Source organism: Rhodococcus sp. M8 (assembly GCF_015654185.1).
Taxonomy (GTDB): Bacteria; Actinomycetota; Actinomycetes; order Mycobacteriales; family Mycobacteriaceae; genus Rhodococcus; species Rhodococcus aetherivorans.
This window is the reverse complement of sequence record NZ_CP064065.1, coordinates 1,064,776-1,077,697: the sequence shown is the minus strand read 5'-3', so window position 1 is coordinate 1,077,697 and position 12,922 is coordinate 1,064,776. Positions and strand designations below refer to the sequence as shown.

General features: G+C 71.3%; 15 protein-coding genes. 12 read left to right on the top strand and 3 right to left on the bottom strand.

The window, feature by feature from the left end; genetic code table 11:
• Positions 1-76 precede the first annotated feature (76 nt).
• The 6 genes from ISO16_RS04820 (at position 77) to ISO16_RS04795 (ending at position 5,924) form a co-directional block, all read left to right on the top strand.
• Complete coding sequence (locus ISO16_RS04820) at positions 77-1,357, top strand: adenosylmethionine--8-amino-7-oxononanoate transaminase (RefSeq protein WP_072635399.1); 1,281 nt, start codon at positions 77-79, stop codon at positions 1,355-1,357.
• Between the two features lie 129 nt (positions 1,358-1,486).
• Entirely contained in the window at positions 1,487-2,626 is a 1,140-nt protein-coding gene (locus ISO16_RS04815; protein WP_006946185.1) for an 8-amino-7-oxononanoate synthase, read from the top strand.
• On the top strand, positions 2,623-3,318 hold the full coding sequence (gene bioD / locus ISO16_RS04810) for a dethiobiotin synthase (protein ID WP_072635398.1): 696 nt from the start codon (positions 2,623-2,625) through the stop codon (positions 3,316-3,318). Before ISO16_RS04815 ends, bioD begins: the two co-directional genes overlap by 4 nt.
• Positions 3,319-3,563: 245 nt before the next feature.
• Positions 3,564-4,850: a PP2C family protein-serine/threonine phosphatase gene (locus ISO16_RS04805; RefSeq protein WP_072635397.1), complete on the top strand. Its 1,287-nt coding sequence runs from the start codon at positions 3,564-3,566 to the stop codon at positions 4,848-4,850.
• 62 nt (positions 4,851-4,912) lie between these two features.
• Entirely contained in the window at positions 4,913-5,302 is a 390-nt protein-coding gene (locus tag ISO16_RS04800) for an STAS domain-containing protein (protein ID WP_006946175.1), read from the top strand.
• 172 nt (positions 5,303-5,474) lie between these two features.
• Positions 5,475-5,924, top strand: coding sequence for an ATP-binding protein (locus ISO16_RS04795; RefSeq protein WP_006946173.1), 450 nt, complete (start codon positions 5,475-5,477; stop codon positions 5,922-5,924).
• 108 nt (positions 5,925-6,032) lie between these two features.
• Here ISO16_RS04795 and ISO16_RS04790 read toward each other — a convergent pair whose 3' ends face one another.
• Positions 6,033-6,461, bottom strand: coding sequence for a hypothetical protein (locus ISO16_RS04790; RefSeq protein ID WP_072635396.1), 429 nt, complete (start codon positions 6,459-6,461; stop codon positions 6,033-6,035).
• A 35-nt stretch (positions 6,462-6,496) separates the two neighbouring features.
• The gene (locus ISO16_RS04785) at positions 6,497-6,649 is read right to left on the bottom strand and encodes a hypothetical protein (protein WP_006946171.1); all 153 of its coding nucleotides are present in this window, start codon (positions 6,647-6,649) and stop codon (positions 6,497-6,499) included.
• A 268-nt stretch (positions 6,650-6,917) separates the two neighbouring features.
• Between ISO16_RS04785 and ISO16_RS04780 the strand changes: the two genes are divergently transcribed.
• From ISO16_RS04780 to ISO16_RS04765, 4 genes are read left to right on the top strand one after another with little or no spacing between them, the layout of a single operon-like run.
• Positions 6,918-7,202 (top strand): hypothetical protein, encoded by a 285-nt coding sequence (locus ISO16_RS04780; protein WP_006946170.1) that lies wholly within the window; start codon positions 6,918-6,920, stop codon positions 7,200-7,202.
• On the top strand, positions 7,199-8,014 hold the full coding sequence (locus ISO16_RS04775; protein ID WP_029544101.1) for a hypothetical protein: 816 nt from the start codon (positions 7,199-7,201) through the stop codon (positions 8,012-8,014). Before ISO16_RS04780 ends, ISO16_RS04775 begins: the two co-directional genes overlap by 4 nt.
• 58 nt (positions 8,015-8,072) lie before the next feature.
• On the top strand, positions 8,073-9,989 hold the full coding sequence (locus tag ISO16_RS04770; protein ID WP_006946168.1) for a fumarate reductase/succinate dehydrogenase flavoprotein subunit: 1,917 nt from the start codon (positions 8,073-8,075) through the stop codon (positions 9,987-9,989).
• 2 nt (positions 9,990-9,991) lie between these two features.
• Positions 9,992-10,738 (top strand): succinate dehydrogenase/fumarate reductase iron-sulfur subunit, encoded by a 747-nt coding sequence (locus ISO16_RS04765; protein WP_006946166.1) that lies wholly within the window; start codon positions 9,992-9,994, stop codon positions 10,736-10,738.
• Positions 10,739-10,819: 81 nt separating this feature from the next.
• On the opposite strand, the gene ISO16_RS04760 is transcribed toward ISO16_RS04765, so the two are convergent.
• Positions 10,820-11,482, bottom strand: coding sequence for a TetR/AcrR family transcriptional regulator C-terminal domain-containing protein (locus tag ISO16_RS04760; RefSeq protein ID WP_029544099.1), 663 nt, complete (start codon positions 11,480-11,482; stop codon positions 10,820-10,822).
• A gap of 132 nt (positions 11,483-11,614) precedes the next feature.
• Here ISO16_RS04760 and bioB point away from each other — a divergent pair, with 132 nt between their 5' ends.
• Positions 11,615-12,628 (top strand): biotin synthase BioB, encoded by a 1,014-nt coding sequence (bioB, locus tag ISO16_RS04755; RefSeq protein WP_072635416.1) that lies wholly within the window; start codon positions 11,615-11,617, stop codon positions 12,626-12,628.
• A gap of 9 nt (positions 12,629-12,637) precedes the next feature.
• Entirely contained in the window at positions 12,638-12,832 is a 195-nt protein-coding gene (bsaP, locus tag ISO16_RS04750; RefSeq protein ID WP_006941314.1) for a biotin synthase auxiliary protein BsaP, read from the top strand.
• The last annotated feature ends 90 nt before the right edge of the window (positions 12,833-12,922 follow it).

Genomic DNA, 12,922 nt, shown 5'->3' with positions numbered 1-12,922 from the left:
CGCGTACGGGGCGAGCGATCCTCCCCGGCACGGGCGACGATCGGCCCCGGGGCGGGGACGCCTACAGTCGATCCTCGTGACCGTTCGTCGTCTGAGTCCCGACCGGGTCGCCGCGCTCGACGCGGCGCACCTGTGGCACCCCTACGGAGCCGTCCCTGCATCGACCGCGCCGCTCGTGGTCGACGAGGCGCACGGGACCCGGCTGCGGCTGGCCGACGGCCGGGAACTCGTCGACGGCATGAGCTCGTGGTGGGCCGCCGTGCACGGATACCGCCACCCGGTCCTCGACGCGGCGGTCACGCAGCAGCTGGGCCGGATGAGCCACGTCATGTTCGGGGGCCTCACCCACGAGCCGGCCGCGCGGCTCGCGGAGCTGCTCGTGGAGATCACCCCCGATGGTCTGGACAAGGTCTTCCTCGCCGATTCCGGGTCGGTGTCGGTGGAGGTCGCGGTCAAACTCGCACTGCAGTATCAGCGCGCGGCCGGCAGGCCGGGACGTCACCGGCTCATGACGTGGCGCGGCGGCTACCACGGCGACACGTTCGCGCCGATGAGCGTGTGCGACCCCGAGGGCGGCATGCACTCGATGTGGACCGGCGTGCTGCAGCGGCAGGTGTTCGCGCCGGCGCCGCCCCGCGAGTTCGATCCGGCGTACGTCGCCGAGTTCGAAGCGCTGCTCGAAGCCCATACGGACGAGCTGGCCGCCGTGATCGTCGAGCCGGTGGTCCAGGGGGCGGGCGGGATGCGCTTCCACGACCCCCGCTATCTGAACGAGCTGCGCCGGATGTGCGACGCACACGGGCTGCTGCTGATCTTCGACGAGATCGCCACCGGGTTCGGCCGTACCGGGGAGCTGTTCGCCGCCGACCACGCGGCCGTCGCGCCGGACGTCATGTGCGTCGGCAAGGCGTTGACCGGTGGCTATCTGACCCTGGCCGCGGTGCTGTGCACATCGGCCGTCGCCGAAGTGGTCAGTGCGGGCGAGGGCGGCGGCATCATGCACGGCCCGACGTTCATGGGCAATCCGCTCGCGTGCGCGGTTGCCGTCGCTGCCGTGGAGTTGCTGCTGTCACGGGATTGGCGCGGCGAAGTGGCCGCGCTGACCGCCGGCCTCGAGGCGGGCCTGGCGCCGGCGCGGGAGCTGCCGGGCGTGGTGGACGCGCGGGTGCTCGGCGGCATCGGCGTGCTCGAACTGGACCGGCCGGTGGACATGGGCGCCGCGACGGCGGCCGCCGTCGCGGCCGGAGTGTGGCTGCGCCCGTTCCGCAACCTGATCTACGCGATGCCGCCCTACGTCTGCAGCGCCGACGACGTGCAGAGGATCGTCGCGGGGATGTGCGCGGCGGCCCGGGCCTGATCCGGCCCGGCACGCCGGGTCACGAGCGGGGAACTCGCGGGGCGGCGGTCACCGCCGGCAGCCACCGCACGGGGAGGAATCGGCCGCCCGGAGCGTCACTTGAACAGTGTTCAGGTATGGTCTGCCGACATGACCGCCTTCGCCAGCCTCCAGTGGCTCGACGACGTCGCCGACGCCCGTCGCGCGGCGGGCCTGCGCCGCACCCTGCATCCGCGCACCCCGGCACCGGGCACCGTCGACCTCGCCTCCAACGACTACCTCGGGCTCGTCCGGCACCCCGAGGTCCTCGCCGCCGCGACCGCCGCGCTGCGCCGGTGGGGCGGCGGCGCCACCGGATCCCGCCTCGTCACGGGCACCACCAGCGAGCACGAACTGCTCGAGCGTGAACTCGCCGAGTTCACCGGCGCCGAGTCCGGCCTCGTATTCGCCAGCGGCTACGCCGCCAACCTCGGCGCCGTCACCGCCCTCGCCGACCGCGACACCCTCGTGGTCTCCGACGCGGGTTGCCACGCGTCCCTGGTCGACGCATGCCGGCTGACCCGCGCGCGGGTGCAGATCGCCCCGCACGCCGACGTCGACTTCGTGCGGACGGCCCTCGCCACCCGCACCGAGCGGCGCGCCCTCGTGCTCACCGACTCCGTGTTCAGCGCCGACGGAGACCTCGCGCCGCTGCCGGAACTGCATGCGGCGTGCCGCGCGCACGGCGCACTGCTGCTCGTCGACGAGGCCCACGGGGTCGGAGTCCGCGGTGAGGGGGGCCGCGGACTCGTCCACGAGGCGGGTCTCGCCGGCGAACCCGACGTCGTGGTCACCGCCACGCTGTCGAAGTCCCTGGCCTCGCAGGGCGGCGTGGTCCTCGCCGATACCCGCGTGCGGGCCCACCTGATCGACGCCGCCCGCACCTTCATCTTCGACACCGGTCTCGCGCCCGCGGCCGTCGGCGCCGCCCGCGGTGCGCTGCGCGTGCTGCGCGACGAGCCGCAACGGGCCACCGCCGTGCTCGAACGGGCCGCCGACCTGGCCCGGATCACCGGCGTCGCCGCCCCCACGTCGGCGGTGGTGTCGGTGATCCTCGGTGACCCGCAGGTCGCGTTCGACGCCGCCCAGGCGTGCCGCAGCCGGGGCGTCCACGTCGGCTGCTTCCGGCCGCCGTCCGTCCCCGAGGGCACGTCCCGGCTGCGGCTGACCGCGCGCGCGAATCTCGGCGCCGACGAGCTCGCCCGCATCGAAAGCGTCCTCACCGACGTGCTGGCCGGGGTGCGGGCATGACCGTCCTGTGTGTGACCGGCACCTCCACCGAGGTGGGCAAGACCGTCGTCACGGCGGCCTACGCCGCCGTGGCCGCCGCGGCGGGCCTGCGGGTCGCCGTGTGCAAACCGGCGCAGACCGGCGTCGCCGACGACGTACCCGGCGACCTCGCCGAGATCGCCCGGCTCACCGGGCACCGGGTCCACACCGTCGAACTGGCCCGCTACCCGGAGCCGCTCGCACCGGACACCGCGGCGCGGCGCAGCGGGCGGCCGCCGCTGCACCTGCCCGACGTCGTCACCGCCGTGCGGGCACTCGCGGACGCGTACGACCTGGTGCTCGTCGAGGGGGCCGGCGGGCTGCTCGTCCGGCTGGGGGCGGACGGGTTCACCCTCCTCGACGTCGCCGCCGCGCTGAGCGCCCCCACCGTGGTGGTGGCGGCCCCCGCCCTGGGCACCCTGAACCACAGCGCGCTGACCGTCGCCGCGCTGCAGGCCGGCGGCGTCGAGTGCGCGGGCCTGGTGATCGGCGCGTGGCCGGAGCAGCCCGGTCTGGCCGAGCGGTGCAATCTGCAGGACCTGCCCGAGGTGACCGGCGTGCCCGTCCTCGGGCGTATCCCGGCGGACAGTGGCGCCCTCGACGCCGTGGCCTTCGGCGAGCAGGCCGCACGCTGGCTGCCGGCCGACCGGACCGGGCTGCCGATGCGATCCTGACGCCCGTCGCGGCCCCCGGTCGGCGCCCCGGCACGTTTCCTGCAGGTGAACGAATGTGCGAAGACGGCGAGTTCGGGTAGGGTGTCCGATGCGGTTGAGACACCAGCCGTAGTGCCTGTGAGGTACGCGTTCCGACTACGCGTCCCTACGTCAGTGCTACGCAGTGCTCGTCGCGTTGGGTGTCGACTGCTGCGTTTCACCGACCGAGGCAGGACCGGAAGTCGGTGTAGGAGACAGCGCAGGCGATGACGGTGCTCGATCACCAGCAGTGGGAGACTGCCCGCATGCGGGCCGTTTCCCGCTACAACATTCTCGACACCCCGGCCGACGGCACGTTCGACCGGATCGCTCGGCTGGCTGCGTCCTGGTTCGGCACCCCGATCGCCACGGTGACGATCGTCGACGAGGACCGCATCTGGTTCAAGGCCGCCCACGGCCTCGAGGGGGTGCGGCAGATCGACCGCGACCCGGGCCTGTGCGCCTCCGCGATTCTCTGCGACCGTCCCTATGTGGTGGCCGATGCCCGGACCGACCCGCGGACCGCGCAGAATCCCCTCGTCCACGGCGAGCTGGGGGTGCGGTTCTACGCCGCAGCCCCCATCACCACCGCGGACGGCTACCGGCTCGGCACGGTCAACGTCCTCGACACCCGGCCCCGGGAGGTCTCCGCCGCGGACCTGTCCGTCCTCGAGGACCTCGCGTCGGTGGTGATGGATCAGCTGGAGCTGCGGTTGTCGGCGCTGGCCACCGTCCGGGCCGAACGGGACCTGCGGCTGCAGGCCGAGCGCGACCGGCACGTGCTCGCCGAACTCGCCACGACCCTGCAGCGGACCCTGCTGCCGCCGTCGCTGCCGGCCATCGAGGGCATCGAGCTCGCGTGCCACTACCATGCGGCGTCCTCCCAGCAGGTCGGCGGCGACTTCTACGACGTGTTCCACCTCGGTGACGACCGGTGGGCGTTCTTCCTCGGGGATGTCGAGGGGCACGGGCCCGTCGCGGCCTCGGTCACCTCGCTGATCAGGTACACGCTGCGGGCGGCCGCCGTGCGATTCTCCGACCCGCGGCTGGCGCTGGCCGAACTCAACACCGTCCTGCTGCTCGACCCGCAGCAGCACCGGTTCTGCACCGTGATGCTCGGGATCATCGAACCGAACCTCGAGGGTCGCGAGGGCGCCCGGGTGACCCTCGCCACCGGCGGGCATCCGCCCGCGCTGCTGCTGCGGCGCTCGGGGGCGGTCTGCGCTGCGGTCGGCGTGCGCGGCATGCTGGTGGGCGCGCTGCCCGAGGCCCGCTTCGGAGCGTGCACCGTCGACCTCGAGCCGGGAGAGACGCTGCTGCTCTACACCGACGGACTCACCGAGGCCCGCCCCGACGGGCGGGAGATCTTCGGGGAGGAGAACGTCGTCGCATTCCTCTCCGCGCGAGTGCCGGACGCCACCCCGATCCGCCTCGTCGCCGAGCTTTCCGAATTGATTCCCAGCCTGCGGGCGCAGGACGACATCGCCCTGCTCGCCGTGGGTGTACCCCGTTGACTTCCGATCCCTGGATCGGACCCGCTATCGCACAGGAGGACAGAGTCTTGCATGATGGACAGATGAACGAAGCGACTTCCGAACAGCCGATCATGGCCGTATCCCAGACGTGGAGCGGCGACATCGCGGTGCTGTCGGTGGCCGGTGACGTGGATCTGGTCAGCGCCCCGCAGCTCGAGGAGGAAGCCGTCGCCACCCTGGGTAACGACAAGTGCCGGGGTCTGATCGTGGACCTGGGTGCCGTCAACTTCCTTGCCTCGGTGGGCATCGCCGTGCTGGTGGACCTGTCGAAGAAGACCGCCGGCACGATCCCCTACGCCGTCGTCGCGCAGGGCTCGGCCACCGCGCGGCCCCTGTCGTTGCTCGGGCTCGACGAGGTGTTCCCGATCCACAGCCGCCTCGACGAGGCGCTGGCCGCCCTGCAGGCCGACAAGGCCGGCACGGAGGCATGAGCCGACAAGGGCGGGGAGGCATGAGCCGACAAGGCCGGCAGGGAGGCATGAGCCGACAAGGCCGGCAGGGAGGCATGAGCCGACAAGGGCGGCGGGGAGGCATGCGCCGGGCGGAGACCTGGCACGCCGGACACGAACCGGTCGGGGACCTGTCGACGACGAGGGAACGAGGATGCAGACGCGAGGCGTAGCACCAGCCTTTCTGACGACCGGACTGTACTACCGCGGCGTACGCGCCGAGGCCTCGCAGGTGACGATGCTGCGGCAGGCTCTCGATCGGTGGCTCAGCGGCCTGCGGCTCGCCGAGGTCGGTGGCCAGGATGTGCTGCTGGCCAGTTACGAGGCGCTCGCGAACGCGGTGGAGCACGCTTACGCCGACGGTGACGGCACGGTCGACCTCGAGGCGAAGTACTCGCCTCAGGACCGGTGCGTCGAGATCGTCGTCACCGATCGCGGGCACTGGCGGGAATCGGCCGTGCCGACCGCCGGGAGCTCGCGCGGGCACGGCCTGACGCTGATCCGGAACCTGGCCGCGGACACCGACCTGGCCGTCAATTCCGACGGCACCGTGGTGGCGATGCGCTGGCACCTGCCGCAGGAGGCCTCGGCCTTCTCGGGTTGATCCGGGCCGCCGGGGCGGCGTCTCCTGCTCGCCCGACGGCTGGTCGACCGAACAACTCCGGCCCCGGCGCACGACGCGCCGGGGCCGGAGTCGATTTCGTGGACGGAGTCAGGCCGGTTGCGGGTCCCGGCGGGCCCCGGCGTCACCGTTCAGGGCGAACACCGAGGTGCACACGGTCCCGGCGGGCACCGTGACGTCCCCGCGGGACCGGGTCACGGTGTCGCCGAACAGGTCGTGTTCGACGAGTGCCTCGAGGATCCGTTCGGGGGCGTCGTGCACGCAGACGCAGGGGATGCCGGCGGCGCGCACGGACTGCATCGTCATCGCCTCGGCGGGAGAGCAGGCGCCGTCGAGCACCTCCTCGGTGACGATCGCGCACACCACCCGGCCCGGGGCGAAGGTGTAGGTGAAACCGAGTCCGTGGTGACGCGCCCACGTCCGCAGCTCGGCACCGCGGGCGCCGTCGAGCACCCGGGAGCAGTCACCGACGATCAGCAGTTCGCCGGCCGGTACCCCTTCGATCGATCCTGAACTCATCTGATCCCCTGCTTTCCACATCGACGTCGTCGACCTCATGCGCGCCCGGTGCTCGCCGACCGCTCGTCGGTGCGTGGTTCGGCGAACATCGCCTCGATGCGGCGCTTGATCTCCTCGGTACTCATGGCCGAGCCGGCCGAGGCCGTGGCGCGACGGGAAGCGGCGGAGGCGAACAAGGTGGTCTGCATGACGGTTTCGGTCCTTACTCTCTTCAGCGCGAGCTGTTTTCACACTGGCACCAAAGCTTTCCCGGATGCGGGATTTTCGAAACCTGTAGCAGAGATTTCACATTTCCTGGACTGAAATGTCCGGATCCGGGGCGGATAGGCCGCCCGGCGGGGCGTTTACGCGCCGATCGCCGGATTCGCATGTGTTGCCGCGCGAATGTCGTACTGTGATAGCTGTCACATCGAGTCGGCAGGTGTCGACGTGCCGACCGCCCTCTCGGAGGTACGAATGTCCACCACCGAAATGCAGGAACTGCACCGCACCATCGGTCACCTTCGGCACTGCCTGACCTCGCTCCGGTCGAGGTACGGCGACGCCGCTGCGGTGCGCCGCCTGATCAACGACGTGGACCGGCTCGACATCGACGCGCAGGATCTGGCGGCCTCGCCGCCGCGCGAGACGTCCCGGCCGGCCGGCGAGCGGATTCCGATCCCCGACACCCCGTACGACGAGATCTTCCGCGGCGTCGACTGTGACGACGAGGGGCTCGGCGGCCTGCACGGCTCGCGGTGAGCGCCCCCGCGGCAGGCGCCGGCGTCCGGTCCTCGACGCGGGCCCGGATCGCGGCGCGCACGCTACGCACCGACCGGTGGTGGCAACCGCCCGTGCTCACCACGCTCGGGCTGGCCGTCTTCGTCGTCTACGCGACGATTCGGTCCTTCGTGCGCACCGCGTACTGGGTGGAGGAGTACCACTACCTCACGCCGTTCTACTCGCCGTGCGTCAGCGCGTCGTGCGTGCCCGGCGCCCGGCACTTCGGGACGTGGGTGGGCGAGCTGCCCATGTGGATCCCCCTGGCGTTCCTGTCGCTGCCGTTCCTGCTCGGATTCCGGCTGACGTGCTACTACTACCGCAAGGCCTACTATCGCTCGATCTGGCTGGCGCCGCCGGCCTGCGCCGTCGCCGAGCCGCACGCCCGGTACACGGGGGAGACGCGGCTGCCGCTGCTGATCCAGAACTCGCACCGCTACTTCTTCTACGTCGCGCTCGTCATCTCGGCGATCAACACCTACGACGCGATCGTCGCGTTCCACGGTTCCGGCGGCGGGTTCGGCTTCGGCCTCGGCAACCTCATCCTGGTGGGGAACGTGCTGCTCCTGTGGGCGTACACCGTCTCGTGCCACTCGTGCCGGCACGTCACCGGCGGCCGGCTCAAGCACTTCTCGAAACACCCGCTGCGTTACCGGATCTGGACGGCGGTTTCCCGGCTCAACACCCGGCACATGCAACTGGCGTGGACCACGCTGGGCACCCTGATGATCACGGATTTCTACATCATGCTCGTGGCGAGCGGCACCATCTCGGACCTGCGGTTCGTCGGCTGAGCCACGACGACGGCCCGGGCGCCGGCCCCGGGCCGACTCGGCAGCGAAGGAGGACTGGATGGCGGACGTCGAACGGCACAGCTACGACGTGGTGGTCATCGGCGCGGGCGGGGCGGGGCTGCGCGCCGTCATCGAGGCGCGTCAACGCGGACTGCGGGTCGCGGTCGTGTGCAAGTCGCTGTTCGGCAAGGCGCACACCGTCATGGCGGAGGGCGGTTGCGCCGCCGCGATGGGCAACGCCAACCCGCACGACTCGTGGCAGGTGCACTTCCAGGACACCATGCGAGGAGGCAAGTTCCTCAACAACTGGCGCATGGCCGAACTGCACGCCCGCGAGGCGCCCGACCGGGTGTGGGAACTCGAGACCTACGGTGCGTTGTTCGACCGCACCCCCGACGGCCGGATCAGCCAGCGCAACTTCGGCGGTCACACCTATCCGCGGCTGGCGCACGTCGGTGACCGCACCGGCCTCGAGCTGATCCGCACGATGCAGCAGAAGATCGTGTCCCTGCAGCAGGAGGACCACGCCGCCACGGGCGACTACGACGCCCGGGTGCGGGTGTTCGCCGAATGCACCGTCACCGAACTGCTGAAGGACGCCGAGGGCCGCATCGCCGGTGCGTTCGGGTACTGGCGCGAGTCCGGCCGGTTCGTGCTGTTCGAGGCGCCCGCCGTCGTCGTGGCCACCGGCGGGATCGGCAAGTCCTGGAAGGTGACGTCGAACTCGTGGGAGTACACCGGCGACGGTCACGCTCTCGCGCTGCGGGCCGGGGCCGCCCTGATCAACATGGAGTTCGTCCAGTTCCACCCCACCGGGATGGTGTGGCCGCCGAGCGTCAAGGGCATCCTCGTCACCGAGGGGGTGCGCGGCGACGGCGGGGTCCTGAAGAACTCCGAGAACGAGCGGTTCATGTTCTCGTACATCCCACCGGTGTTCAAAGGCCAGTACGCGGAGACGGAGGAGGAGGCCGACCGCTGGTACACCGACCAGGAGAACAACCGCCGCACCCCGGACCTGTTGCCGCGCGACGAGGTCGCCCGCGCCATCAATTCCGAGGTCAAGGCCGGTCGCGGCACCCCGCACGGCGGGGTGTTCCTCGACATCGCCTCGCGCATGCCCGCCGAGGAGATCGTCCGGCGGCTGCCGTCGATGCACCACCAGTTCAAGGAGCTCGCCGACGTCGACATCACCGCGGAGGCGATGGAGGTCGGCCCCACCTGCCACTACGTGATGGGCGGCATCGAGGTCGATCCGGAAACCGGTGCCGCGTCCGTGCCCGGACTGTTCGCCGCCGGCGAGTGCTCGGGCGGCATGCACGGGTCGAACCGGCTCGGCGGCAACTCCCTGTCGGATCTGTTGGTGTTCGGCCGGCGCGCCGGCCTCGGCGCCGCCGACTACGTGCAGGGCCTCGGGCACCGCCCGCGCGTCGCCGAGGCGGACGTCACGGCCGCGGCGCGCACGGCGCTGGCCCCGTTCGATCCCGCCGAGCCCGCGACGGCGGAGAACCCCTACACCCTGCACACCGGGCTGCAACAGTCCATGCAGGACCTGGTGGGCATCATCCGGCGCGCCGACGAGATCGCCCGTGCCCTCGACGTCCTCGGCGCGTTGCGGGCGCGGATCCGGAACGTCGCCGTGGAGGGGCACCGGCAGTTCAATCCCGGCTGGCACCTCGCCCTGGACCTGCGCAACATGCTGCTCGTGAGCGAGTGCGTGGCCCGGGCGGCGTTGCTGCGCACCGAGAGCCGCGGCGGGCACACGCGCGACGATCATCCGTCGATGGACCCGAACTGGCGCCGGACGCTGCTCGTGTGCCGCACGGACGGGGGTGACGAGTCGATCCCGGATGTCACGGTGGCACCCGAACAGCAGGTGCCCATGCGACCGGACCTGTTGGCGCTGTTCGATTTCGAGGAACTCGCCAAGTACTACACCGACGACGAACTCGCGGAGCATCCGGGACGGAGGCCGTAGCCATGGGGTACCGGGCGGCATTCAAGATCTGGCGCGGTGACGGCGGGGGCGGTGAACTGCGTGACTACACCGTCGAGGTGAACGAGGGCGAGGTCGTCCTCGACATCGTCCACCGGCTGCAGGCGACCCAGGCTCCCGACCTGGCGGTGCGGTGGAACTGCAAGGCCGGCAAGTGCGGGTCCTGCTCGGCGGAGATCAACGGCCGTCCGCGGCTGCTGTGCATGACCCGGATGTCGGTCTTCGCCGAGGACGAGGTGGTCACCGTGACCCCGCTGCGCACGTTCCCGGTGGTTCGCGATCTGGTCACCGACGTGTCCTTCAACTACGAGAAGGCCCGGGAGATACCGGCGTTCGCGCCCCCGCCCGACCTGGCGCCGGGGGAGTACCGGATGCAGCAGATCGACGTGCAGCGGTCGCAGGAGTTCCGCAAGTGCATCGAGTGCTTCCTGTGCCAGAACGTCTGCCACGTGGTGCGCGACCACGAGGAGAACAAGGAGGCGTTCGCCGGTCCCCGGTACCTGATGCGGATCGCCGAACTCGAGATGCATCCGCTCGACGTGGCCGACCGGCGCACCGCCGCGCAGGAGGAGCACGGACTCGGGCTGTGCAACATCACCAAGTGCTGCACCGAGGTGTGCCCGGAGAACATCCACATCACCGACAACGCGCTGATCCCGATGAAGGAACGCGTCGTCGACCGTCGGTACGACCCGATCGTCTGGCTCGGCAACAAGCTGTTCCGGCGCTGACCCCCACCCGCTCGGCCCACCGGTAGCAGGCCACCGCGCGGCCGACCCCCGTCCGTCCTGGTGGCCGAATGTCACATGCGTTCAGGTGGGTTGCACCGGTGTGACATTCGGCCGCGACGCAGCGGGATCGCCCTCGCGCAGGCGGCTGCGGATGCCGTCGACGAACAGGGTCAGGCCGAAGTCGAACCGCACGGACGGATCCCCGTCGAGCAGGTCGACGTCCGGGCCGGCCGCGGTCTCGGTGGACACGTCGGGGGAGACGGGCTTGCGGGTCAGCGCCCCGAGTTCGGCGAGCTGCAGACGGGACTGCTCGTCGACGGTGTGGCCGAGGACGTAGTGCAGCAGCGCGTACCCGGCGAGCTCGGCGTGGGCGCGGGACAACCGCGCCCGCAGGCCCGCCGCGACGAACGCCTCCCGCACGCGCGACGTGGTCAGCCGCGACGCGTAGGTCGCGGCGACGAGTTCCGCGCCGTCGCGGTGGGCGAGCAGTGCGGCGCGGAAGCGGTGCGCGAGTTCGGTGAGTGCGCCGTCCCAGGCGGGGGCGGTGGACGGGGCGTCGACGCCGTCGAGGATGCGGTCGGCCATCGCGCCGAGCAGGGTCTGCTTGTTGGGGAAGTGCCAGTACAGGGCCCCGGGCTGGACGCCGAGCGACGTGGCGAGCTTGCGCATCGTCAGGTCGCCGAGACCGTACTCGTCGAGGATCGCCATCGCGCCGTCGAGGACGTCGCCGCGTCGCAACTGCACCGTTCGCTCCCGTCGTACCTGGTTCCCGACCATCCGTCGCGTTGACAGTAGACCACCGCCACCCTAGCCTGAACAGCGTTCAAGTGAACGGTGTTCAAGTTCGCCGTGACCCGCACCCTCCAGGAGACGACCGTGACCCAGGCCCCCGCCCGTGCCGACATCCTCACCCTCGCCCGCGAACAGGTGCTGGGGCGTGGCGAGGGACTCGACCGTGAGCAGGTCCTCGAGGTGCTGCGGCTGCCCGACGAGCGGCTCGAGGATCTTCTCGGCCTCGCCCACGAGGTCCGCATGACCTGGTGCGGCCCCGAGGTCGAGGTCGAGGGCATCATCAGTCTCAAGACCGGCGGCTGCCCCGAGGACTGCCACTTCTGCTCCCAGTCGGGGCTGTTCGCCTCCCCGGTCCGCTCGGCATGGCTCGACATCCCCAGCCTCGTCGAGGCCGCCAAGCAGACCGCCAAGACCGGTGCCACCGAGTTCTGCATCGTCGCCGCCGTCCGGGGGCCCGACGCGCGGCTCATGGCCCAGGTCGCCGCCGGGGTCGAAGCGATCCGCAAAGAGGTCGACATCCAGGTGGCCTGCTCGCTCGGCATGCTCACCCAGGAGCAGGTCGACCAGCTCGCCGCGATGGGAGTACACCGCTACAACCACAACCTCGAGACCGCCCGCTCCTTCTTCCCGCAGGTCGTCACCACCCACAGCTGGGAGGAGCGGTGGGAGACCCTGCGGATGGTCCGCGAGGCCGGCATGGAGGTGTGCTGCGGCGGCATCCTCGGCATGGGGGAGACCCTCGAACAGCGTGCCGAATTCGCCGCCGACCTGGCCGCGCTCGAGCCCGACGAGGTGCCGCTGAACTTCCTCAACCCGCGCCCGGGCACCCCGTTCGGGGATCTGGAGGTCCTGCCGGCGGCGGAGGCGCTCAAGGCCGTTGCCGCGTTCCGGCTCGCGTTGCCGCGCACGATCCTGCGCTTCGCCGGCGGCCGCGAGATCACCCTCGGCGACCTCGGCGCCAAGCAGGGCATCCTCGGCGGCATCAATGCCGTCATCGTCGGCAACTACCTCACCACCCTCGGCCGGCCGGCCGAGTCCGACATCGACCTGCTCGGCGAGCTGAAGATGCCGATCAAGGCGCTCGGCGAGACCCTCTAGGAGGCCGGCGTGTTCAACCCGTTCACCGGCCGGCCCGTCGACGAGAACGCCCCGGTCCCGGCCGCGGCCCGGCTCGGTCTCGAGCCGCCCCGGTTCTGCGAGCAGTGCGGGCGCCGGATGATCGTGCAGGTCGCCCCCGACGGCTGGTGGGCCCGGTGCTCCCGGCACGGGACGCTCGACTCGAGCCTGACGGAACGTCGCTGAGCGTGGCCGCGCCCGCCGACCGTGGCGGGTGCGGCCGGGGAGCGACCGCCGCGCCCGGGGCCCGCGCGGACAGGCGGCCGGAGATGCGAC

Bases quoted from the DNA above. Each gene is read 5' to 3' on its own strand.
- ISO16_RS04770 (WP_006946168.1), top strand. From the start codon at position 8,073: ATGGCGGACGTCGAACGGCACAGCTACGACGTGGTGGTCATCGGCGCG.
- ISO16_RS04800 (WP_006946175.1), top strand. From the start codon at position 4,913: ATGAACGAAGCGACTTCCGAACAGCCGATCATGGCCGTATCCCAGACG.
- ISO16_RS04805 (WP_072635397.1), top strand. From the start codon at position 3,564: ATGACGGTGCTCGATCACCAGCAGTGGGAGACTGCCCGCATGCGGGCC.
- ISO16_RS04795 (WP_006946173.1), top strand. From the start codon at position 5,475: ATGCAGACGCGAGGCGTAGCACCAGCCTTTCTGACGACCGGACTGTAC.
- ISO16_RS04790 (WP_072635396.1), bottom strand. From the start codon at position 6,461: ATGAGTTCAGGATCGATCGAAGGGGTACCGGCCGGCGAACTGCTGATC.
- ISO16_RS04815 (WP_006946185.1), top strand. From the start codon at position 1,487: ATGACCGCCTTCGCCAGCCTCCAGTGGCTCGACGACGTCGCCGACGCC.
- bioD (WP_072635398.1), top strand. From the start codon at position 2,623: ATGACCGTCCTGTGTGTGACCGGCACCTCCACCGAGGTGGGCAAGACC.
- ISO16_RS04785 (WP_006946171.1), bottom strand. From the start codon at position 6,649: ATGCAGACCACCTTGTTCGCCTCCGCCGCTTCCCGTCGCGCCACGGCC.
- ISO16_RS04765 (WP_006946166.1), top strand. From the start codon at position 9,992: ATGGGGTACCGGGCGGCATTCAAGATCTGGCGCGGTGACGGCGGGGGC.
- ISO16_RS04780 (WP_006946170.1), top strand. From the start codon at position 6,918: ATGTCCACCACCGAAATGCAGGAACTGCACCGCACCATCGGTCACCTT.